We start from the raw sequence: 23412 nt of genomic DNA, 5'->3' as shown, positions 1-23412 counted from the left end.
TCAAACGTTACAGGGAACGGATTACGGTGACGACCTTTCCTAAAATGGTGGCCGTATCGCCGGGAATGGGCGCGTAGTTATCGTTGTGGGGCAGCAGCCAAACGTGCCCGTCGGCGCGGGAAAACTCTTTCACTGTGGCCTCGCCGTCAATCATCGCCGCCACGATTTCACCGTTGCGGGCATCGCTTTGATGGCGCACTACTACCCAATCCCCGTCTAATATGCCGCCGTCTTGCATGGATTCACCCTTTACTGCGAGCATGAACAGTTCACCGGAACCGGTAAAGCGGCGGGGTAGGGCGAATGTGTCCTCGACCATTTCCTCCGCAGTGATGGGGGCGCCTGCTGCAATCTGTCCGACCAGGGGAACTGTGGTCGCCGCCGCGGTATCGGCGATACCCACCGGAATGGTGGTGATGGTGGCAGACGGTGTCGCGCCGGGTGCCGAGTCCGGCTGAGGAGTTTCCATCCCCTCGGGAAGTTTCACGAATTCCAAAGCGCGCGGCGTGTTGGGAGCCCTGCGCAGGTAGCCCTTTTTGGTCAGCACATCGAGGTGGTGTTTGACCGAGGAAGGGGAGGACAGCCCCATGGCCTCAGCGAGTTCGCGTACCGAGGGGGGGTAGGCGAGCTTTTGGCTGAGTTGGTACAAAGTCGTCAAAACTTCCTGTTGTCGTTTGGTCAGGTCGCTCACTGCTGCTCCTTTATCTGGGTATTTTGCGCGGGATAGCAGGCAAAAGTCCGTCTGACGTAACTCGCGGATTTTCGTCTCCGGGGTCCATGTCAGACTGGCAATTGTCAGGTTAACTGCGGTCAAAATTAATATTCGCACAAATGTTCGATTTTGACTCGACAACGCGCCGGCAATGGTTTATATTATACGTACAGATGTTCGAACGAACAAATGTTCGAATGAATGGAGGGATTACCATGACAGCAGTTTTGGCACCGAGTTTTGAGGTTAGCGAGCTGGCTCCGAACCACCCGGCGGTGCGTGCTTTCAGAGCCCGGCAGTCGCGTCCGGCTTACCTGCGTTTGGTTCCGAAGGCGCCGGAGTCCCCGGCTGTGGCTGTCCGTCCGGTCTTGTCGTGGGATGCCATGGCCCTGCGAGTGGGGATCTTTATTTTGGCTGCCCTCGTTATGGTGTTCCTGGGTATGGTGTTGGGGCTGGGGCTCAGTCCTGATTTCGTTCCCACGGATTTTATGCAACACACGGTCGTGCCGGGTGATACGCTGTGGGATATTGCCGCAGCTAATGCCGCCAGTGCGCCGACTGACGAGGTCTTGGCAGATATGATGGACGCAAATGCCTTAGACGCGGGTTCCGTGCTGAAAACTGGGCAAACGCTGTTAGTCCCGGTTTATTGAAATGATGGGTTTTAGCTCTGCATTCCAGCTTGCGAAAACTTCAGTTTGCACTTACGGTGAAACCTGTAGTCTTGCAGCGGTGAAGGAGGGCGACGTGCACTGTCCGTTTTGTCATCACGAAGATTCCCGCGTGATTGATTCACGTACTGCTGACGACGGTGCCTCCATTCGGCGGCGTCGCGAATGCCCCAGTTGCGGCCGGCGCTTCACCACTTTGGAAACCACACTGCTGCTGATTAAGAAACGTTCCGGAGCGACCGAGCCGTTCCGGCGCAGCAAGGTTATTGCCGGTTTGGCCAAAGCCACCCAAGGCCGTCCCATCAGCTCCGATCAGCTTGCGCTTATGGCTCAAGGCATTGAGGAAACCTTGCGGGCTTCCGGGAAAGCCGTTATTAACTCCGAGGAAGTCGGCAAAGCCATTTTGGAACCGCTAAAGGAATTGGACGAAGTCGCCTATCTGCGTTTCGCTTCGGTTTATTCAGATTTCAACTCCCTGGAGGACTTCGAGGATGCTATAGCCTCATTAAAGAGCCACTCGCAGAGTTAACCGCGGGAAGCGGGCCGGCAGCACTATCCAAGCTGCTAACCCTTACATACGGAAGCCTTCAGAGAGTCGTTCCAGAACGGATTGACGCACTTTGCGGCGTTGAATCTTGCCAAGTTCGTTATGTGCCAACTCCTCCGGGAAAGAGACCGAACGTGGAATTGCGTAACGGGGGAGGGAATCAGCAACCCAAGCCCGAATCTTGTCCAAGGTTAGGCTCGCTCCCGGATTTAGAACCACCGCCGCGTGTACCTGTTCACCCCGGGCCGAGTCAGTTTGATCGGGAATGCCGACCACGGCGACTTCCGCCACCTGGGGCATTGTGGCAATCGCCGCCTCCACCACCGAGGGGTATACATTGAAACCGGAAATGATGATGAGCTCTTTGCGCCGGTCACTCATCCGCAAGAAACCCTCGTGTTCCTCAACCAAATCGCCGGTGCGCAACCAATGATCGGGAGTGTACAGCAAATCGGTTTCGACCTGATCGCGCCAATAACCAGGGGAACACCCCGGTCCCTTCACCACGAGTTCCCCCACCTCGCCGGGTTCGACATCAACCAGGGTATCCGGATCGATGACCCGCACTTGGATAGAAGGGAACACGATGCCCATGCAGCCAAGTTTACGTTCGGGGCTCATGGGGGAGCCCAGTACCGTCGGTGAAGTCTCCGTCATGCCGTAGCCCTCGATGATGTAGCCGGAAGTGGCTTTTTCCCAGCGTTTTGCGACATCCTGCGTCAGCGGCATCGCTCCGGAAATTGCGTATCGGAAAGACGACAGGTCAATTTTCGGGTTTTCCTCGGCTGCTTTCGCCAGGCGGTCAAAAATCGGAGGCACTCCCACAATGAAAGTGCCCGGACGTCGGCGTTGAGCAGCCAGGGCGGCTCGGGTGCTGAATTTCGGGAATAATACCGCGGTGGCTCCCAAACCAATCGCCCCGTTCAGGGACAGTGTTAGACCAAAAGCGTGGAAGAACGGCAGAACGCAAAACCAGGTTTCTTTGCCGGGACGCAGCTTGGTCACCCAGGTCACATTGGCAAACAAGTTAGACACCAAGTTCCGGTTGGTCAAAATGACCGCTTTCGGCTTGCCGGTAGTTCCTCCCGTGTGGAGCATCACGGCCGGAACATCCGGGTCGACTCGCACGATGCGGTTATGTGGTTTCTGCTTTTCCAGCAGCGTATCGTAATCGGGCAAATCTTTGGCCTGCGGGTCGCAAAGCTGTTGGTACAACTCCTTGGCTTTCTTAATCGGCAGGTGCAAGGCGAAACGCAGCCGCCTGGGCAAAGCCGCAGAAACATCGAGGGAAATAACTTCGGTGTCCATGTCGCGCACCAGCTCGGTGACGCTTAAGGCGCTCTTTTGCCACACAAAGACCAGTTTCGATTCCGCATTTTCGATTTGCCACTTCAGCTCCACCGGGGCCGCCAGGGGGTTGTGCAACACGCACACCACCCCAAGCTGTAGGCAGGAATAGAGCAGATAGACGAACTGCGGGCAGTTCGGAGCCACAATGGAAACCCGGTCGCCACGCTTGACGCCGTGCTCAAGCAGCAGCGCTGAAGTACGCTGCACATTTTCGCCCAGCTGCCGGTAAGTCGTGGTGGCACCGAAAAAATCCAAGGCTACGCGGCGCGGATATTTATTGGATTGAGTGCGCAAAACGTCAATCATCAGCTGATCGGTGACGGGGATTTGGGCGGGAACATCGGGATTGTAAAGCTGACGCATTCGTTTGGTCAGCTCTGAATCTTGCTCGGGCGGAGTATGTACGTACCTGGGCAGGTGAATCCCCGCGGCGGGAGCGAGTTCCAACAAATCCACTGTTTCAGTCATATCTCAACCCTAACGCAAACCGGCCGGTAAAATCCTTTTCACCAGGATTTTGTCCGGTAAAACCGGCGCCCCCAGCGGCGGGCAATCCAGTGAAAGGCTGGCGAAAACCTAGTGACAGCTCAACAAAGGCCCAGCGAAAGCCCGGCAAAATCCTGGCGCGACGAAAATTCTGCCAGCTAAACGGCTCTTGACCCGGCGCCCAGTTGCCTCACAGAGGTGCCCGACCATCCGGCCTTTCCGGTTCGTCAGGGGAGTTAGTTAACCGCAGTCTCTTCGTCCCGAACGAAGCCCTCTATCGGAATGCAACGCAGGGACAGCGTGGATTCGAATTTAGAGATTTCATCGAGCGCCGCCTTGGGCATTTCGGAGGAAATATCGCCGATGACGTAACCGACTTCACCGTTGGTGCCCAGGACCTGACCTTCGATGTTCACTCCCGCGTCAGAGAACAACTGGTTGATTTTCGCCATCACGCCGGGGATGTTCTTGTGAATCAAAGTGATGCGGTACTTGGTATTGCCAGTCGTTTCCAGGCTCAAGTTCGGCATGTTTACACTCATCACGGTTTCGCCGGACTGTAGGTAAGTGCAGAGTTTTCCGGCCACGAACCAGCCGATGTCCTCCTGGGCCTCCAGCGTGGACCCGCCGATGTGTGGGGTGAGGATGGTGTTTTCTTTGCCCATAATCGGGGAGTGGAATTCCTCGCCATTTTTGCGCGGTTCATCGGGGAATACGTCAATGGCGCAACCCCCGATTTGGCCCGAATCCAAAGCCTCGGCCAAGTCATCGAGGTTGACGACAAAACCGCGGGACAAGTTCAACAGCTTCGCTCCGGGCTTCATCTGGTTCATTTGTACCCTGGTGAACATATTTTCATTAGAGGCGCGCCCGTCCACGTGCAGGGACACGAAATCGGCGCCCTGCAGAGCTTCCTCCAGCGAGTTACACTGTTTTGCGTTGCCAATGGGCAGCTTCTTTGCCAAGTCGTAGAACTGGACTTTCATGCCCATGGCCTCAGCCAGGATGGACAGTTGGGTACCGGTCGAAGAATAGCCGATAATTCCCAGGGTCTTGCCGCGCACCTCGTGAGAGCCTTTGGCGGTCTTTTGCCAGTCGGCATTTTGCAGGTGAGAGTTGCGCACCGGCAGCTGGCGGGCTAGCGCGATAATCTCGGCGATGGCCAGTTCCGCCACGGAACGCGTGTTGGAATAGGGGGCGTTGAACACTGCCACCCCGTGTTTTGCCGCTTCTGGCAGGTCGATTTGGTTCGTGCCAATCGTGAAAGTCCCGGCGCAGACCAGGTCCGGGCATTCATCAAAAACTCGCTTGTTCAGGTTCGTCTTGGAACGAATCCCGACCATCTGATAGCCCTGCAGAGCCTTGATCAGGTCATTTTCGTCCAGAGCGCCGTCTACCCGGTCGACTTGGACATTTGCGTCGCTAAATACTTTGTCGGCGACTTCGTGGGGGTTTTCAAGCAACAGTATCTTCGTCATAGCACCACTTTAGACCAAAAGAGCACGGTGCTGAAATCCCATGTCAGGGGTAGTCTCGCGGATTGGCGTCAATCCTTGGGGAAGGGAAAGTCCATTCCCGCGGGTAAATCGCTGGCCAAGACATGCATCCGTTTCGTACAGCGCGTCATCGCCACGTAGAGGTCTCCGGCTGACTGGCTGGCGATAACGGCTGGTTCCACCAAGATAACCGTGTCAAACTCGAGCCCTTTTGCTGCCCGCGAATCCAGACAACACACTTGGTCAACTACGACATCGGCCGTTTCTAAGCCCAAGGCCGAAGCGAGGTACGAACGCGCCACAGTAGGGACGATAATCGCTAGCTTGCCGACCCCCTGCCCGACTTCCGCTTCCAAACGTGCCGTTTCTGCCTGGAGAGTTTCTCTGAGAACGGGCACAAGGTTTCCCGCCCCGTGGGTCGGTTCGCACAGGTTGTCCCGTGGTTCGCCCTTCAGCCGGGTAAACGCCAGGGCTCCCGCCACATCTCGTGCCGACTGCAGCGGCACTACCGCACTCTCGGGACTGGCCGCCAGCACCTTTTGCGCCAAATCCATCACCGCACGAGGTGTGCGGTAGTTAATGGTGAGCTGCTCCATCACCGGAGCGGCGCGCATGGCTGGGCCCAGGAGGTCGGACCACGATGGTGCGTTCGACCAGTTTTGCGATGCTTGGTTGACGTCCCCAACCACGGTGAACGACCGGGAAGGACACCGGCGCAGCAGCAGATGCCAGTCCATCGGCGAAAGTTCCTGTGCCTCGTCCACAACGACATGCCCGTAAGCCCAAGAACGGTCCGCCCGGGCGCGCTGAGCTAGGGGAGAGAGGCTCACCTCACCGCGGGTTGACCGCGCCAGCATCCGCGCGTTGATGAGCCCTCCGCCCAAATCCATCGCTTCAATAGCCTCCGCCGCCCGCTCGATTTCACGCTGTTCGCGGGTACGGCGCTGTGCCGCCGAATCCGTCATTCCTGGTAGCGGCCCCAGCAGCTCCGCCAGTTCATCCAAAATCGGCACATCCGCGTCCGTGAAGGGGCTGGTCTTGGGACGTTGCAACGCGGCGATTTCCTCCGCGGTGAAAATCCCCGAGGCGATACGCTGCAAATAATCCGGATAGGCATAGAGGCGCGCCAGCAAATCGGGGGCGGCCGCGGGTAGGTAGCAGCGGTTGACCGCTCGGCGCACCTGAGCCGAGCCACGGATTTCCTCGGTCATCCACTCCATGTCCTCTTTGGTGGGGGTCTGCCCGGCATAGAGCTTAGTCAACTCGCGGACCAGGAATTTGGCGTAGGCAGCCCAGTGCTGATTGTGGGTGGAACCGCCGTGCGAACCGGCTTCCATCGCCTCACGCACCAAGGTGGCGCTCAGATTTAGCTGGACGTGGTCCAACTGCAGGATTTGGTCCTCGCGGGGAGGACGCTTCAAATCGGCCACGGCCGCGGCGGCGACTTTAATCCAGCGGGTATCACCTTTCAGAGCGCGCAGTTCTGGACGTTCCGCCACGGTGTGTACGCCGGGGAAACATTCCCCGATAGTCAGGCTGACCACTCCGGTCTCGCCCAGGGCAGGAAGCACCCGTTCGATGTAGCGTAAAAACGTGTGGTTGGGACCAATGACCAACACCCCTTGGGAATCCAGCTGATCCCGGTGGGCATAGAGCAGATAAGCGGCCCGATGTAGCGCCACGGCCGTCTTGCCGGTGCCGGGTCCGCCCTGCACCACCAAAAAAGCGTTCAGGTCAGAACGAATCACCCGGTCTTGTTCGGCCTGAATCGTCGAGACAATGTCGGACATCTGGCCGCTGCGCGCTCGTGACAGCGCTGCCATCAAAGCACCCTCACCCTGCAGCGACGCCGTCTGGGCGGCATCGGTGTCGGCACCGGAAGCTAACAGCTCATCCTCCACGCTCACCACTTCGCGCAAACTGGTAGCTACGTGCCGCCGCTTCCACACTCCCATCGGGGCTACTGCCGTGGCCTGATAGAACGGTTGGGCGACTTTCGCTCGCCAATCCACTAACAGTTGGCGAGACACGCCTTCACCAGGTTTTCCCTCAAGTGTTTCCGACGCGGCCGGTGGTTCCAGAGTGACGTCGGGAGGGTTTTCGGTGGGGGAAAGCGCCGGGGTGATACCGAGAGCCGGGGCTTCGGCATCGGTCGCATCAAAGTCTCGCAAACCCACGCGACCAATGTGGAAACTGGTGCCGTCCTCCAGGTCTAAAACGCCGAAAACCAGGCGATTTTCCACGCTCTCCAAGCGAGTGGCTTCGTCTCCATAATGAGCCGCCAAGGCATCGCGGTCAGCCCTGGCTGAGGGGTTAGAACTCATTTCCGCAGCGACTTCGTCTTGCCGCCGGCGGTAATAGACCCGCATTTCATCGAGGGTTTCATAGGCGCGGTCAACAAAAGTCTGCTCCTTAGCAATCTCGGACTGCCAAGACGACGGCACCGTTGCGTCAGCCAATTTATCTCTCCTCAAGGCATCAAAAGGGTAATCAATTATGCCCTAAAAGGGTTACGGGGAGCGAATTGGGGCTAAGTCTTGATAGCATTTAGGGGTTGAACTTTTCGAGGGAAAAATGGACGCAGACAAATTTGATACTTTATTAGCGCCCGGCGCGGACCTCAGTGGCCACGCCGACGTTATGCTACATCACCTCAACGGGGCGATGGATGCTGGGCATTCCGGGCGAGGCATGTTGGAGCATTTGGTGGAAGCCCTGCCGCATCAGACTATTGCGACATTTAACTCCGATGAATTGGTGGATTTTCGTTCCCATCGGCCCTGGCTGAGTTTTTCCGACTGGAAGTTTACTGAAGTGGAGATGCCGGAAATCCGCTTGGATTTGCTCAGCGATGACAACGACCGGAATTTCTTGGTGCTGCACGGACCAGAACCGGACGCCCAATGGAATCTGTTTTTGGACACTATCCAAGAAATTGTCCGACGCTTGGGAGTGCGCCAGACGGTAGGCGTGACCGGAATGCCAGCAGGGGTGCCTCACACGCGGCCCACTCCGGTGCATATGCACGGGGCACGTTCGGAGAGTTTGCCCAAACAGCCCAAGATGGTCGGTGAAATGCTGCTACCGGCGGGGATAGATCAGCTCATCGAATTCACCTTGGGACAAGCCGGTCTGGACGCGGTAGGAATCATTGCGGCGGTGCCGTATTACCTGGCAGAAGGGGACTATCCGCCGGCGGCCGCGGCGCTAATGTCCGCGGTGGCCGCCAAGACCGGATTGGCACTGCCCGTGGGAGACATCGAAGCCGCTTCCACCCTTACTTTGGGCCAAATCAACCAGATGGTGGAACAGTCTGAGGAAGCTGAACACATCGTTGAGATTCTGGAACAGCACTTTGACGAAGCCGAGCCGATGGCGATTATTGAGACTCCCGAAGAACCGCTGCCCACCGCCGAGGAACTGGGAGCTCGCCTCGAAGAATTTTTGAAGCGCACGGATCGGTTGAATCGCGGGGCGAAACTCTCAAATCTTGACGAAGAATTACCTCCTGTAGGCGATGCTTCCGGAATTTCGTCCCTGCGCGACACGCCTTACGAAAAACGCAACATCGAACAGTTCCGTCCTCGCCGGGGTCGGCATCGCCGCGATACCCCGGAGGATTAAACCTGCCCGAAACCCTTGGAATGCCGGACAATTAGCGAGTCCAGCCGCCCAGCGGCTGATCTCCGGAGGGGGCTTCGTAAACCGGGAACATAATGTTGGGATTGATAAATCCGAGCCATGCCACAGCCAACCCGGCCACCAAAGCAACGCAGAGCCAACCGATGCCCGGTCCAATCAGGTTCGAGCGATTCCCCGGATCCGTGCCGATTCCCACCAGGTTTACCCGCGAGGGGTTCATCGGGTAGTACCACGCCTGGGGACCCTGGGCGGCGACCTCATCGAGACTGTTCTCTTCATTACCGAGCTCTGCCCGGTTAGCTTCCTCGATCCGGGCTCGTGCCGTGGCTCGTTCAAAGGCTTCGCGCTGCGCCAACAGTTCGGCCTCGCGCTTCAGACGGGATTTTTCTGCCGCCGCGCGCACTTTCGGAGGGCGCGGGTCGAAGCGAGGATCGTTTGCTGGCAGGGCGGTGATTTTCACGGTCGTGGGCCCTTGGGGGGTGTGTAGCTCGGAAACTGCGGTGTGGGGTTTAGCCTGGTCCTGCTGGGTTCCCGGGGTGACGCGCCACACTCCTTTCGATTCTTCCTCCAGTTGGTTTCGCACCAGTTTTTGTAGCAGCAGGATGGTGCGGCGCTGGAAGCCGGGAATCCGCACTTTTCCGTACTGTGCTGGCATTCCCAGGGGAGCCCACATGAGGGACACTTCGAAACCACCGGGGTGACCGGCATGACTGTTGATGCGGCGGATTCCGCTGATAGACGCCGGTGCGGTGGCCGGGTCTGAGGCCACACGTACCCACACCCTGGCAGTTTGTCCGAAACGCATGAACCCATAGAGGGTAGCGAAGGCAAAGAACAGTATCGTGGGCGGGAACAGGAGCACGAAATAGGGGTCGGAATTCGTGATGAGTTCCATGTTGAACAGGCAGGTTCCCGTCATGATGAACTGTGCGACCAGGAGCAAGACCGCGTTGATGATGGTATCCGTGTTCCAAGAGTGAGAGTTCTCGAAACGTATGTCACGCGGATCAACGGCGGAAACCCACGCCGGGATCGGAAGATGGTAGCGAGCGCAGGTCCGGGCCCGACCGATGTGGAGGTCTTCCGGGTTCAACGTCAGGTAGTAGTACGTGTTGGCTTCGTTGGGATCCAAAAAGGGTAACAGTACGGTGACCTCGTAAGGCAGGGAGCGCATGGCGTCGTTCTCGGTGAGAGGCTCAACTTCTTTGATATACGCTTGAACGCGGTAGTACTCCACGCTGTTCTGAGGGCGCGCTCTGTAAATGAGGACCACAGCAATCACCAGTGCCACAATCCACCACAGGCCGATAATCAACGCTTGCATAACACAATTAAACCAGTAAAAAGTTCTGTTTATCGAGTTTCGGAGAAATCGTGCGCAGACCCATGTGGCGCGATGAGGGTAAAAACAGGTAAACTAGTTTGTGTTAACACGTTCGTTTTGTTTTGGGGTGCTTTCCTCGGCCGCGCACTGAAAGGACATGGTCATGGCATTGTCGGACTATGAAAAGCAAGTCCTGGCGCAGATGGAGGCCCAGCTCCACAACGAAGATCCCAAGATGGCCGATAGGATGCGCCAGACTTCCACAAAGGTCGGTGAATCCACGGCAAGCCGTCCGCGGCGGGTTGCTTTCGGGGTCGTTTTGGTTTTGATTGGGGCAGTAGTGCTGGTCGGAGGACTCATTGCCACGCCCTACCTGAAAGGCATGGAATTTTTGGGTACCGCTATCGGAGTACTGGGGTTCGTGGTTGTTGTCCTGGGGGTTCTAAAGATTTTCGGGGTAGGCTCAAAATCCCCTGCATCGAGACCGGCCCCTCATGGCCAGCCTGCTGGTGCGCCTGCCTCGCGAGGGTCCTTTATGGATCGTCAAAATGAGCGGTGGGAACGCCGTCAGCACGGCGAGTAGTCCTCTGATTCCTATCCCGAGTCTCTGACTCACCCGTCTCATCCGGTTACCGATTTTCGGTAGCCGGTTTTTTGTTTCTCGTCATCGCTTTCGTCAGCTTTAAAAGCCGCTCCTTGTAGAATCTTCCTCCACTTAAGAATTCTCTGAATTTCCAATAAATAATTTGCTAAAAATGCAAAATCTGTCACATTTTTGCAAATTTGTGGATGAAAGTGGAGTAAAGTGGGGTGTAACGAAAACCGTAAAGGTATCGGGTCAAAAATCAGCATCACGCTGAGGGTGAAAGGGAAGGTTGTGTTCTTAGGGACCTACGAGCCAAAGCTCGATGACAAGGGTCGCCTGATACTGCCTGCCCGTTTTCGGGAGCAACTCGCAGGCGGAGTGGTTTTGACCAAGGGTCAGGATCACTGCGTTTATGCGTTTGAGACTGGCGAGTTCCAAACCCTGTATACGGAACTTCGCCAGGCTCCCATCACCCACAAGCAGGCGCGAAACTTTTCGCGTGTGCTGCTGTCCGGGGCGAGCGATCAAATCCCGGATAAGCAAGGACGGATTAACATTCCGCCCGCCCTGCGTGAGTACGCCGGACTGGGCCGTGACCTGGCGGTTTTCGGAGCGGGTTCCCGTGTGGAGATTTGGGACCTTAAGACCTGGAACGAGTTCTTGGCTGCCGCCGAGGAGGACTTCTCGGAAGTCTCGGAAGAAATCCTTCCGGGACTGCTGTGAGGAAACTCGCGCATAACTTCATAAACCCGCGTGGGTTTGGTGTCCTACCGATTCTGAATGCTCTTCCCCGCAGGCAGACACGGTGGGAAACCTGGCTAACGCGGGAGTCGCTAGAAAAACGGGGGTTACCCCAAGAAAAAGGAAGAAACGTGAAATCAGTTGCCGAAATCCACCAGCCGGTGCTGGCTGAGGTGTGCGCTGATTTATTGGCGCCCGCCTTGGATTTCGTGCCGGACGCGGCCACACCGCTTCCCTCCACTGCTGATTTTCGCAGTATCCAGGGTCCCGTTTTGGTTGACGCCACTCTTGGCCTGGGGGGACACAGCGAATATCTGTTGGAGCGTCACCCGCAGCTGCGCATTATCGGTATCGACCGCGACCCGCAGGCGCGGCGTTTGGCGGCGTCCCGACTCGGTGCTTTTGCGAATCGCCTCAGCATCGCCGGCACAACTTATGGGGAACTGGATAGCGTATTGGCGCAGCACGGTCTGAGCCAAGTGGACGGAATTTTAGCGGATCTGGGGGTTTCGTCACTGCAGCTGGACGAGGCGGAGCGCGGTTTCGCTTATGCCCAACCCGAAGCACCGTTGGATATGCGGATGGACCAAACCGCAGGTTTCACCGCTGCCGACTTCCTGAACCTGGCTGAAGCGGAAGAAATCGCCGCGGTGCTCCATACCTACGGCGAAGAAAAGTTCTCGTGGCCCATCGCGAAAGCTATCGTGAAGGCCCGCCTGGATCAGCCGTTGCAAGTTTCGGGTCAGCTCGTGGAAATCATCCGCGACACGATTCCTGCCCCGGCCCGCCGCAGTGGAGGAAACCCGGCGAAGCGCACGTTCCAAGCCTTGCGGGTGGCGGTCAACGATGAGCTAGGCGACTTGGAGCGTTTCTTGACGAAGGCGCTGTCAACAGTCCGGGTCGGTGGACGCATCGTCATCGAAAGCTATCAGTCCCTGGAAGATCGCCTGGTCAAGAGGGCTTTTGCCGCGGGGATTCATCCTGCGACGCCCAAGGGGCTGCCCGTACTGCCTGAGCAGGCGCAGCCTTGGCTGCGCGACCTCACGCACGGCTCGCGTTTAGCTGAGGACTCTGAGGTCGCCGACAATCCGCGCGCCGCCTCACTACGGCTACGTGCCGTGGAAAAGACACGGGAATCCGACCTGGAAAACCTCGCGGGGACCCTTGTGAAAACAAAACAAAAACCGGTGGAGAAACGTTTTCCCACCTTGACGAAACTACGTGCCCAAAACCCTGTTCACCCCCTAACCGAAGGAGACTCACGTGACTAACGCAGCTACTTCCAACCTGGCATTGCGTAAACCCGGCAGCGTTGCCGGGATGCCGCTTCCTGCGCGGAACGCCCCCAGGCCGCAGCTTCAGCTGGTCCCGACTTTTCAGAAGCGCCGCATCACGTGGCCGATGTGGCTGACGGTGGCAGCGATGCTGGTCGCCGCGCTGGTCGTACCGGTCGTCGTCAACACCCAGTTGGCGATGACTTCCTACGATATGTACGCCATGCAAAACGAGTTGAACTTGCTGCTGGATCAGCAAGCCGACCTGGTGACCCAGGCGCGTGAAGCTCAGTCCCCGCAATACCTAGCAAAGAAAGCGCAGGAAATTGGATTGGTTCCGGCCGCCGAACAGGGCTACGTGACGTTGGCGACTGGAGAAATTATTCCAGGGAAAGCCGCGCAATAAGGGCTGGCGGGAAAAGCGACTGCGCTTAGCTAAACCCTTCGCGGTCACGGCGTGGGAGCGCGAAAACCTGGCAAAGCTGGGCGAAACTGGTCAAGTGAGTAGAGTCCGAAAAAACCTGTTGGTGGGGGCCATTATCGCGGTGCTGTTCATTTTTGCGGTCCGCTTGGTGGTGGTGCAACTGGTGCAGGGACCGGAACTTGCCGCGGCAGCCCAGGATCAGCGCAGTCGCACTCACATTATCAAGGCTCAGCGTGGCGATATCCTGGATGCTTCGGGCAGACCGATGGCGACCTCCGTGAAACGCTACAACATCGGGGTTAATCAGGTAAAAATCAATACTTATTTTCAGCCGAAAACCGCGGGGAAAGACGCGAAAGGCAAGCCGAAGATTATCTATGACGAATTCGATCGGCCCGAGGTCGCGGCTTATGGACCAGCAGCGGCGGCGAAAAAGCTGGCTCCGCTTTTGGACGCCGACCCCGCCGAACTGGGCGGGAAACTGACCGCGCAGCCCGGCAAAAAACCCTCGACCTTTGTGTATATCGCCAAAGAAGTGACTCCCGAGGTCTGGCGTAAAATCGCGAAGTTGGGGATTCCGGGCATTGAGCCGGAAGAAATCACGAAACGGATTTATCCCAACGGTAACGTGGCCGGCAACATCATCGGTTTCACCGATGTTGATGGAGTGGGTTTAGCTGGGCTGGAACTGAGCCAAAATAGCAAGCTCGCCGGAGTGGACGGCAAAGACTTCACCGAGATTGGTCGGCGGGGACAAACCATTCCGGTCCAGGACAACTATCGTAAAGATGCCATTGCGGGGCAAACCATTAAGACGACCATTCTGCTGGACCTGCAAAATACCTGTCAGCAGGTAGTAGACAATTCTAAAGCCCGGTTCGGGGCTCAATCCGTCATGGCGGAAGTTCAAGAGGTCGGCACTGGAAAGATCCTCGCCCTGTGCGAGACGGATACGGTCAACCCCTCAGAACCCACGAAAACCAGCGAACGGAATCGCGGCTCGAAAGCCGTTTCCACGGTTTACGAGCCGGGTTCTACCCTGAAAGTTCACACGATGGGAGCGGTCATCGAAGCTGGCAAAGTGGAGCCCACCAACACCTTTACCGTACCGGGTGAAATCACCATGTCTAACGGGCAAAGTTTTCGGGACTCGATTGCCCACGGTACCTATGCTTTGACCGCGGCGGGGATTATTGCCAAATCGTCGAACGTGGGGATTGTCCAGGTTGGCGACTTAATCACGGACACGGACAGGTATCAAAAGCTGAAACAACTTGGTTTTGGTAAACCTACCGGCGTCGAACTGCCCGGTGAGAGCGCCGGGCTGCTCTCTGCCCCCGAGAAATGGGACGGCCGCCAACGTTACACCATCATGTTCGGCCAAGGTATCGCGGCGACTATTCTCCAGGTCACCAACGGTATCGCCACCGTGGCAAACGGAGGAGTGGAAGTGCAACCCCACCTCATCGAATCGTGGACGAAGCCCGACGGCAGCGTAGAAAAGAAAGCTGTAGACGCGGGTACCAGGGTTTACACTAAGGACACTTCCCGGAAACTGCTGACCATGATGGAGGGGGTCGTCTCGGAAAAAGGCGGTGCTCCCGGTGCCCAAATCGAGGGTTATCCGGTGGCGGGGAAAACCGGTACCACCCAGATTATTGAGTCTAACGGCAGGCAAACCGGGACTGTCGGGTCATTTACCGGGGTGTTTCCCGCCGATAATCCCCGCGTGGTTATCACCGTAGTGGTGCATCGCCCTTCTGCCTCGATATACGGATCCGTGGTCGCGGTCCCGGCGTTTAAAGAGATTGCGGGGGCTACGATTAGAGAGCTGGGAATCCCGCCCACCGACACGAAGCCGCAGTTGTATCCGATTGGAGATTAGAGAAATATGACTCTGGAAGTTGCTTTTGACCCTTACGCGCCGGATTTGCTTCGCTTGCCCTGGGTCGAAGTTACGGATTTGGCAAAAGCCGTGGACGGTACGGTTTACGGTAACGGCGGCCGTGTGCGCGGTGCGGTTATTGATAACCGGGTCGTGCGCGGCGGAGAGCTGTTTGTGGCGATGCCGGGATTCCACGTACATGGCGCTAAGTTTGCGGCGGATGCCGCGGCGCGCGGAGCCGGGGCTGTATTGAGCGATCCGGCTGGGATGGCATTCCTCGCGAACTTGGATATCCCCGCTATCATCGTTCCCAATGTGGCTTCCGTAGCTGGTCGAGCCGCTTCTATCGCCTTTAATAATCCCTGCCAACAGTTGAGCGCGTGGGGCGTGACGGGCACGAACGGAAAGACCACCACCACCTACCTTTTGCGTCACATGCTGCATCGAGTCGGGCATCTGTCCTCCCTGGTGGGCACGGTAGAGGCTGCGGTGGGCAAAAAAACTGCCCCCGCTTTCATCACGACTCCCCAAGCCCCGCAGCTGCAAGCCTTTGCGGCCACGACGGTGCAAGAAAATGTGCATCACATGGTAGTGGAAGTATCTTCGCACGCCTTAGCGATGGGGCGGGTGGATCCGCTGCATTTCGCCTGCGCCGGATTTACGAACCTGTCCCAGGACCACTTGGATTACCACGGCACCATGGAGCAATACTTCCAGACCAAGGCCTCGCTGTTCTCTCCGCAGCGCAGTGATCGTCAGGTCATTATCATTGACGGCGTGTGGGGTCAACGCCTAGCTGAGCAGCTGGAACGCAGCGGGCAACATGATTATGTGACCCTGTCCCTAACGGGTCGGCCAGCTGATTGGCAAGGGAAAATCATCGAATTGGACGGGGGATTCACCGAACTGCGGCTGCGGGCTTTTGACGGTAAAGAGGCCTCTGTGCAGGTCCGAATGCCCGGCACGTTTAACGCAATCAATGCCGCCCTGGCCATTGTCATGGTCGTGACGGGATTGTCTCCGAGCCCGCGTCAGCTAGACGGGGACATTTTGCGCCACCTGACTGTGAATCCCATCCGTCTGGATGTGCCGGGACGTATGGAGCTGCTGTGCGAGGCACCCCGCGTGATTGTGGACTTCGCGCACAACCCGGATTCCACCAAGATTTTGCTCGACACCATGCGGATTTCGACCAAAGGCCGGTTGCTGCTGGTGATGGGCGCTGATGGGCAGCGCGATCCGGGCAAACGGCCGATTTTGGGTCAGATTGCCGCCGAGCTGGCGGATTTCACCTACCTTACGGACGGGGACATTCACGAGGAGGAACCGAGCGGGATTCGCCGGGACGTGATGGCGGGCATGAAGGGCTATGAAGATAAATTTGTGGAGGTCGCCCCCCGCGAGACGGCGATTGAGCGAGCAATTTTGGACGCTCGTCCAGAGGATACCGTTGTTATTACGGGGCGGGGTCACGAACCCATCATGTTCACGCCCGAAGGGCAGTATGACCTTGACGACCGGGTGGTCGCTCGCGAGGCTCTAGCGAAGCGGAGCTGACCCCTTTTCTGACCGGAGCCGGCGTGAGATAAGATTAAAGCCGATTTGTTGGCCTTTTGAAGGAGTCCACCTTTGATAGATATGACCCTTGACGCCCTATGTGAGGCGATTGGTTTAGAACCTGGGGAAAACTCGACTCGGATTCAAGGCAGGGCACACACCGATTCGCGGCTGGTCAGTACGGGTGATGTCTTTGTAGCGCTGCCCGGAGAAAATACTGACGGGCATCACTTCCTGGGGTCTGTGGCTCGCCGCGGAGGCAGAGTCGCCATCGTCAGCCGCGACCGCGCAGAGATTCTGGACCAGGGGTGGGCTACCGAGGACGAATTGAACCAATTGACGGTATTGCAGGTTTCCGACCCGCAGTATGCCCTGGGGCGATTGGCTCAGGCGCACCTGCGCCAACTGCGTGCCCAAGCTCGCGAGGGAACCGGCCAACTGAAACTTGTTATCGGAATCACCGGTTCTGCCGGCAAAACCACCACCAAGGACCTGACGAAACAGCTTTTATCCACCAAAGGCGCCACTGTCGCTCCCGTGGCATCGTTCAACAACGAGGTGGGCCTGCCGCTCACGGTTCTGGAAGCTGACGCCGCGACCGAGTACCTGGTATTGGAAATGGGCGCTTCGCAGCCCGGCGACATTGCTTACCTGACCGATATTGCTCCCCTGGATGTGGCTCTGGTTTTGATGGTGGGGGTGGCTCACCTGGAATCGTACTCTTCGGTTGAGGCCCTGGCAGCTGAGAAGGCTACCATCCTGGAAAACCTGGGGCCCTCAGGCATGGCCATTTTGAACGCGGACGACCCGCGTGTGGAAACGATGAGCGGGCGGACTTCGGGACGCCTCATGTACTTTTCGACAAAAAAGAATACCCCGGTGCGCATCACCGACTTGCGCCTGGACGAGGCTTCGCGGGGCAGCTTCCTGCTGCACACTCCCGCCGGTAGCGCCCCGGTTCAGCTGCAGCTCCTCGGTGCCCATCACGTCGCTAACGCCCTGGCGGCCGCGGCGATTGCGCATGTCGCGGGCATGACCCCCGCTGAGATTGCAGCCGTGTTGTCAAAAGCCACTCCGGTCAGCGAACACCGCATGAACCTGGTGCATTTGGCGGACGGAGTGGACCTCATCGACGATGCGTATAACGCGAACCCGGACTCGGTGCGTGCCGCTTTGGACGTCATTGCGAAATCGGGAGCCACCCGGCGTGTGGTCATCGTCCTGGGGGACATGCTGGAACTGGGCGAAACCGCCCCGCAGTTGCACGGAGAAATCGGGCGTTACGCCGCGAACCTCGGAATTTCGGTCCTGCTGACGGTCGGTCCCATGGCGAAACACATTGAAAGCGCCTATTCGGCACTGAAACGTGACGGGGAAAGCCATCAGGTGATGGATGCCACCGCTGCCGGTCGGTTGTTGCAGGAGATTGTGCGTCCCGGCGACTTGATTTTGGTCAAAGGTTCGCACGGTTCGGGACTGTGGAAACTGGCTCAAGAAATTGAAGAAAGGGGCCGCGTCCGATGACTGCGGTATTGACAGCTGGCTTTATCGCCCTGTTATTCTCGCTACTGGTCACCCCGTTCTACGCGAAGTGGCTGGTCAATAAGCAATTCGGTCAGTTTATTCGCCAGGACGGTCCGACCGCGCACTACACGAAGCGCGGCACGCCCACTATGGGCGGGGTCATCATTATCCTCGCCATCATTATCGGGTGGGGAGCGGGTCATATTCACCAAGCCATCACCAGCGGCAAAGGCCCCAGCGCTTCGTCCCTGATTCTCATATTTTTGCTGGTCGTGCTGGGGTTCATCGGCTGGCTGGACGACTGGATTAAAATATCTAAGCACCGTTCCTTGGGATTGAACCCAACCGGCAAAATCCTCGGTCAGCTAGCGGTGGGATCTATATTTTCCGGTCTGGCCTTGGGCTTTGAGAACTCGCGCGGCCTGAGCCCCGCCTCTACGAAGATTTCTGTCATCCGGGACACGAACCTGGATTTGGCTTTCGCCGGTTTCGGTCTGGGGGTCGTGCTGTTCCTGATTTGGGCGAACTTCCTGGTGGCAGCCTGGTCTAATGCGGTTAACCTGACGGATGGTCTGGACGGTTTAGCGACCGGCACTTCTATTTTCGTGTTTGGCGGCTATACCTTGATGTCCTACTGGCAGTTCTCGCAGCGCTGCGGCATCGAGGGGACCAGCGCCCCCGCGTGCTATTCCGAAATCCGTGACCCGCTCGATATTGCATTATTCTGCGCGGCTGTGGTCGGAGCCCTGATTGGATTTTTGTGGTGGAATGCCTCCCCGGCGCGTATTTTTATGGGCGACACCGGCTCGCTGGCACTGGGCGGCATCCTGGCGGGAGTGTCGATTTTCACCCACACCGAGTTCCTGGCAATCATTATCGGTGGCCTGTTCGTGATGGAAGTTATCAGCGACATTATTCAGGTCGGGTTCTTTAAAGCCACTCACAAGCGCGTGTTTAAGATGGCCCCAATTCATCACCACTTTGAACTGTTGGGCTGGAAAGAAATCACCGTGGTCGTGCGGTTTTGGATTATTGCCGGGCTGATGGCTGCCGCCGGGGTAGGACTGTTCTATTTCGATTGGGTGATGAAGCTGTGAAAGATACGCAATTTACCGGCGCCTCCATTGGCGTGTTGGGCCTGGGAAAGTCGGGGCGCGCCGCCGCCGCCGTACTGGCCACTCTCGGAGCGCACGTGACCTGCTACGATGCGAACCCAGATGCTGTGGAACAGGCCCGGGAGGAACTCGGCGACCGGGTCGACTATTGCACTGCCAGTGGCGAACAGTTCCAAGGTGAGGCGGCCGCCGGGAACGGCCACAAACTTTTCGTGGTCTCCCCGGGGATTGCCCCGCATAATCCCATGTATCGCCTCCCCGAGGCCAGCGCCCCCATGTGGTCAGAAGTCGAGCTAGCCTGGCAAATCCAGGAAGCCATCGGTAACCGTAACTGCAAGTGGATGTGCATTACGGGCACGAACGGGAAAACCACCACAACTGGGATGTTGGCGCAGATGCTCATCACCGGCGGTGTGGTGGCGACCGCGGTGGGTAACTACGGCACGCCCATAGTTGAAGTCGCGGCCGAAGGCGCTGTGGACGCGCTGGCGGTGGAGCTGTCTTCGGCACAGCTGCATTCTACGTACAGCCTGAAACCCTGGGCCTCCGTGTGGCTTAACTTTGCCCCCGATCACCTCGACTGGCACGGTAGCGCCGACGACTACGCTTGGGACAAGTCGAAGGTCTACAGCGGGGTGCAGCGTGCCGCTCTGTATCCCGCCACCGAGGAACTGCCGACCAAGGTACTCAGTAAACGTTTCGTCCAAGACGAGGGCTTTCCACCGGAAAAGTGCATTGGTTTGATTCCGGGCATTCCCGCTCCGGGTTTCCTGGGCGTGATTGAGGACGTCATCGTGGACCGGGCTTTTGGGGAACACAACGAAACTCAGGCACTGGAACTGGCAACGTTTGCCGACCTGGAACACTTGAGCGGAGCGAAAGTACCGACATCGGCACTGTTGGCGGATACTTTGGCCGCGACCGGACTGGCGCGGGCCTACGGTTTGCAGCCCGAATGGGTGCGCCGCGGAATTCTTGAGTTCGAGCTGGCGGAACATCGCCGCGCCGTGGTCGGCACGTTCGGAGGTGTGACCTATATCGACGACTCCAAAGCTACGAATACGCACGCAGCAGCTGCTTCGCTGCGTGACATTGACGATAAGCGCGCCGTGTGGATTGTCGGGGGAGACGCGAAAGGCCAAGACTTTCACTCTCTGGTGCAGGTGGCAGCCCCAAAAGTGAAAGCCGCTGTGCTGATTGGCCTGGACCCGGAGCCTTTTGAGAGCGCATTTGCTGAAAACGGCGCGGGAATCCCGCTGAAACGGGTCGCTCCGGGGGACAATCTTATGGAAAGGACGCTTTTAGAGGCGCGAGCTTTAGCCGTTCCGGGGGATACCGTGCTACTGGCTCCGGCGTGTGCCTCGTGGGATCAGTTCAACAACTATCACGAGCGCGGCGACCAATTTGCTCAGGCGGCGCGGAAACTGGGGGAGAACCAAGATGGCGGGGAGGAACAAGGCTCCTGAGGCACCTCGGGACACGAAACTGGCAAAGTTTTCTCCGCGAAACTCAACGCCTACCTTGGTTGACGCCGATTCCACCCCGTCCGCAACGCCAAGCCAGGAAAAATCCGCTCTGCGTGCCCTGTCCGAAGGGTGGAAGAACCAACCGGTCCTGAGCTACTACCTCATTTTGGTCACCACCCTGCTGCTGTTCATCATCGGCTTTATCCTGGTGTTTTCCGCCTCGACCATCACTGCCTTGGAAAGCGAGGCGAATCCGTTTCTATCCTTCGGGAAACGTTCACTCATTTATGTGGCGGCGCTGCTGGTTTTGTTCATTGCCTCCAGGGTCCCGCTGTCTTTTTATCAAAAGTGGACCTGGTGGTTTTTGGGGGTGGCGTGGCTGCTGCAGATTATGGTGTTCGTTCCGGGCATGCACGGCACGTCCGCGGGTGGTAACACGAACTGGATTAACCTCGGTGGCGTCATTACCATTCAACCTTCCGAGTTCATGAAGCTAGCTTTGGCTGTCGCATTGGGGAGGGTCTTGGCAGATCCGGAACTGCGGGAGGCAAAGGACAAGAAACGTTGGCTCATCAACGCGGGCGTGCCAGCGGTGGGGTCGCTGGGATTGGTCATGATTGGGCGGGATCTGGGCACCGCGATGGTTATGGCAGCGCTCATTTTGTCAGCGATTTTCGTAGCGGGGATTCCCTGGCGCTACTTTTCTGGCATCGTCTTGCTAGGCATTTTTGGTGTCACTTTGGCAGTCATGAGTTCAGCTAACCGCCGCCGGCGGGTCTTTGGCTTTATGGACGCCTCCACCACCGACCCCACCGGCATCGGCTACCAGCGACAACATGGCTTGTGGTCCCTGGCCACCGGGGGATTGACCGGAGTCGGACCGGGTGCCAGCCGGGAGAAATGGTCCTACCTGCCCGAAGCGGATACGGACTACATTTTCGCTATTTTGGGCGAGGAATTCGGGATTTTGGGCACTTTCCTGGTTCTGGGTTTGTTCGTGGTGCTGTGCCTGACGATGATGCGGCTGATGAACTCGGAGACAAATCAATTCGTGAGCTACACCGTGGCCGGCATGATGGGCTGGATTTTTTCCCAAGCCATCATCAATATCGGAGCTGTCGTTGGCCTGCTCCCGATTATTGGGGTGCCCTTGCCGCTGATTTCTTCTGGAGGTTCCTCCCTGCTGTCCATCATGGCAGCGATGGGCATGATGATGTGTTTTGCACGCGCTGAACCTGGGGCGGACGCGGCGCTAAAAGCCCGGTTGCGTCCCCTGCGGCGCGGCGCAGCCGTTTTGCTGCCCGGACGGATGCACCGTTAAACGTTTGCTTCCCGAAGCTGGTGCGGCGCGGAAACCGAGGGAAAACTTTGCACACAACCGCCACAGCAACCGTGCTCCTGAAAATGTTCCCGGACAAAACACGCTAAAGTTGAGGGTGTGAGTGACATCTCGAAACCGGTCATTGTTTTCGCTGGCGGCGGTACCGCGGGACACGTGAACCCCTTGCTGGCGACTATTGCCGCACTACAGTCCACCGAATTGGACTTCGAGCCTCTGGTGGTAGGTACTTCCGAGGGGCTGGAAAGTGAGCTAGTTCCCGCCGCCGGTTATGAACTGTTGACCATTCCCCGCCTGCCGATGCCGCGACGCCCCAGTTCGGACCTAGTGCGTTTGCCGGTTCGGATGCGTCACGTGGTGGCGTCGCTGCGCGATACTTTCCAAGCCCGGGAGGTGCGGCTGGTAGTGGGCTTTGGCGGCTACGTTTCCACCCCCGTGTACTTTGCAGCACAACGCTTGGGCATTCCCATCGTCATTCATGAACAAAACGCTCGGCCAGGGCTCGCCAACCGGGTAGGGTCACGCTATGCGGCCGGGGTGGGCCTGACTTTTGAGGGAACCGGGTTGAAATCGAAACACGGCGAGACTCGCGTGGTCGGCCTGCCCTTGCGCCCCAGCATTCTCGAACTAGCGCGTCAGCTGGAAACGCCCCAGACCAGAGACGCGGCTCGATCTGAAGCTGCCGAATTTTTCGGTTTGCCGGCTTCCCGCCCCACGGTGCTAATCACCGGAGGCTCCCTGGGGGCGCAGCGTCTCAACGAAGTCTTGCCCGGCGCGCTTTTGCGGGTATTCCAGGAAAACCCTTCGGCCCAGGTCATTCACCTGACCGGGAAAGGTAAGGACAGTCCTGTCCAGGACTTTGTTGCTGAACATCACCTGGAGCAGCGTTACCAAGTGCGCGACTACCTCACCGAGATGCACTACGGTTTGGCTCTAGCTGACTGCGTGGTGTGTCGAGCGGGGGCGGCAACTGTCGCGGAAAACACCGCCCTGGCGATCCCCACCCTCTACGTGCCCCTGCCCATCGGCAACGGGGAACAAGCCCTGAACGCGCAAGGAGTCGTTAACGCCGCGGGGGCGTTCCTACTCGACCAAAAGAAACTGACTGAGCAGGCAGCCGCTGAACTGCTGATTCGTCTGCTTGACCCCGAGCAAAACGCGGCCATGCGGGCGGCGGCAGCCCAGGTCGGCACCACGCATGGCGCTGAAAACCTTTGCGCGCTCATTCTGACAGTTCTGGGCGAAACGACCGGGAAACCCGAGGAGGCCTAAA

Annotated in this window: 19 protein-coding genes; 14 read left to right on the top strand and 5 right to left on the bottom strand. The window is 58.0% G+C overall.

The features are described 5' to 3' along the window. Positions 1-7: 7 nt before the first annotated feature. Positions 8-691 carry a transcriptional repressor LexA gene (lexA, locus tag SPI05_RS01495; protein WP_321075499.1) on the bottom strand — a complete coding sequence of 228 codons (684 nt, stop codon included), beginning with the start codon at positions 689-691 and terminating at the stop codon, positions 8-10. A gap of 236 nt (positions 692-927) precedes the next feature. Between lexA and SPI05_RS01490 the strand changes: the two genes are divergently transcribed. Next, the gene (locus SPI05_RS01490) at positions 928-1365 is read left to right on the top strand and encodes a LysM peptidoglycan-binding domain-containing protein (RefSeq protein WP_321075497.1); all 438 of its coding nucleotides are present in this window, start codon (positions 928-930) and stop codon (positions 1363-1365) included. Between the two features lie 94 nt (positions 1366-1459). Further along, the gene (nrdR, locus tag SPI05_RS01485; protein WP_282922648.1) at positions 1460-1912 is read left to right on the top strand and encodes a transcriptional regulator NrdR; all 453 of its coding nucleotides are present in this window, start codon (positions 1460-1462) and stop codon (positions 1910-1912) included. Positions 1913-1954: 42 nt separating this feature from the next. Here nrdR and SPI05_RS01480 read toward each other — a convergent pair whose 3' ends face one another. The 3 genes from SPI05_RS01480 to SPI05_RS01470 form a co-directional block, all read right to left on the bottom strand. Beyond that, the gene (locus tag SPI05_RS01480) at positions 1955-3748 is read right to left on the bottom strand and encodes an AMP-binding protein (RefSeq protein ID WP_321075494.1); all 1794 of its coding nucleotides are present in this window, start codon (positions 3746-3748) and stop codon (positions 1955-1957) included. 254 nt (positions 3749-4002) lie between these two features. Beyond that, positions 4003-5244, bottom strand: a complete 1242-nt coding sequence (serA, locus tag SPI05_RS01475; RefSeq protein WP_321075491.1) for a phosphoglycerate dehydrogenase — start codon at positions 5242-5244, stop codon at positions 4003-4005. Positions 5245-5312: 68 nt separating this feature from the next. Next, positions 5313-7736, bottom strand: coding sequence for a HelD family protein (locus tag SPI05_RS01470; protein WP_414601947.1), 2424 nt, complete (start codon positions 7734-7736; stop codon positions 5313-5315). 100 nt (positions 7737-7836) lie between these two features. On the opposite strand from SPI05_RS01470, the gene SPI05_RS01465 reads away from it, so the two are divergent. Then, positions 7837-8886 (top strand): PAC2 family protein, encoded by a 1050-nt coding sequence (locus tag SPI05_RS01465; RefSeq protein WP_321075488.1) that lies wholly within the window; start codon positions 7837-7839, stop codon positions 8884-8886. 31 nt (positions 8887-8917) lie between these two features. On the opposite strand, the gene SPI05_RS01460 is transcribed toward SPI05_RS01465, so the two are convergent. Continuing rightward, a complete protein-coding gene (locus tag SPI05_RS01460; protein ID WP_321075486.1) occupies positions 8918-10228 on the bottom strand; it encodes a hypothetical protein in 1311 nt (436 codons plus the stop codon). 163 nt (positions 10229-10391) lie between these two features. On the opposite strand from SPI05_RS01460, the gene SPI05_RS01455 reads away from it, so the two are divergent. The 11 genes from SPI05_RS01455 (at position 10392) to SPI05_RS01405 (ending at position 23411) form a co-directional block, all read left to right on the top strand. After that, complete coding sequence (locus SPI05_RS01455) at positions 10392-10811, top strand: DUF3040 domain-containing protein (protein WP_321075484.1); 420 nt, start codon at positions 10392-10394, stop codon at positions 10809-10811. Positions 10812-11105: 294 nt separating this feature from the next. Then, on the top strand, positions 11106-11537 hold the full coding sequence (gene mraZ, locus SPI05_RS01450) for a division/cell wall cluster transcriptional repressor MraZ (RefSeq protein WP_295026900.1): 432 nt from the start codon (positions 11106-11108) through the stop codon (positions 11535-11537). A 149-nt stretch (positions 11538-11686) separates the two neighbouring features. Beyond that, positions 11687-12826 (top strand): 16S rRNA (cytosine(1402)-N(4))-methyltransferase RsmH, encoded by a 1140-nt coding sequence (gene rsmH / locus SPI05_RS01445; RefSeq protein ID WP_321075482.1) that lies wholly within the window; start codon positions 11687-11689, stop codon positions 12824-12826. Next, positions 12819-13235 carry a hypothetical protein gene (locus SPI05_RS01440; RefSeq protein WP_295026904.1) on the top strand — a complete coding sequence of 139 codons (417 nt, stop codon included), beginning with the start codon at positions 12819-12821 and terminating at the stop codon, positions 13233-13235. Before rsmH ends, SPI05_RS01440 begins: the two co-directional genes overlap by 8 nt. A gap of 94 nt (positions 13236-13329) precedes the next feature. Next, a complete protein-coding gene (locus tag SPI05_RS01435) occupies positions 13330-15138 on the top strand; it encodes a penicillin-binding protein 2 (protein WP_321075480.1) in 1809 nt (602 codons plus the stop codon). Positions 15139-15144: 6 nt separating this feature from the next. Beyond that, the gene (locus SPI05_RS01430) at positions 15145-16695 is read left to right on the top strand and encodes a UDP-N-acetylmuramoyl-L-alanyl-D-glutamate--2,6-diaminopimelate ligase (RefSeq protein WP_321075478.1); all 1551 of its coding nucleotides are present in this window, start codon (positions 15145-15147) and stop codon (positions 16693-16695) included. A gap of 72 nt (positions 16696-16767) precedes the next feature. Next, positions 16768-18219 (top strand): UDP-N-acetylmuramoyl-tripeptide--D-alanyl-D-alanine ligase, encoded by a 1452-nt coding sequence (locus SPI05_RS01425; protein WP_321075476.1) that lies wholly within the window; start codon positions 16768-16770, stop codon positions 18217-18219. After that, positions 18216-19316: a phospho-N-acetylmuramoyl-pentapeptide-transferase gene (mraY, locus tag SPI05_RS01420; protein WP_321075474.1), complete on the top strand. Its 1101-nt coding sequence runs from the start codon at positions 18216-18218 to the stop codon at positions 19314-19316. The genes SPI05_RS01425 and mraY overlap by 4 nt, the downstream gene beginning before the upstream one ends. After that, positions 19313-20800, top strand: coding sequence for a UDP-N-acetylmuramoyl-L-alanine--D-glutamate ligase (murD, locus tag SPI05_RS01415; protein WP_321075472.1), 1488 nt, complete (start codon positions 19313-19315; stop codon positions 20798-20800). The genes mraY and murD overlap by 4 nt, the downstream gene beginning before the upstream one ends. Further along, positions 20775-22121, top strand: a complete 1347-nt coding sequence (locus SPI05_RS01410; protein WP_321075470.1) for a putative peptidoglycan glycosyltransferase FtsW — start codon at positions 20775-20777, stop codon at positions 22119-22121. The genes murD and SPI05_RS01410 overlap by 26 nt, the downstream gene beginning before the upstream one ends. A gap of 117 nt (positions 22122-22238) precedes the next feature. Further along, a complete protein-coding gene (locus tag SPI05_RS01405; protein WP_321075468.1) occupies positions 22239-23411 on the top strand; it encodes a UDP-N-acetylglucosamine--N-acetylmuramyl-(pentapeptide) pyrophosphoryl-undecaprenol N-acetylglucosamine transferase in 1173 nt (390 codons plus the stop codon). The last annotated feature ends 1 nt before the right edge of the window (position 23412 follow it).

The sequence above is a fragment of the Mobiluncus sp. genome, assembly GCF_034180645.1.
Lineage (GTDB): Bacteria > Actinomycetota > Actinomycetes > Actinomycetales > Actinomycetaceae > Mobiluncus.
This window is presented reverse-complemented; position numbering and strand designations above follow the sequence as displayed.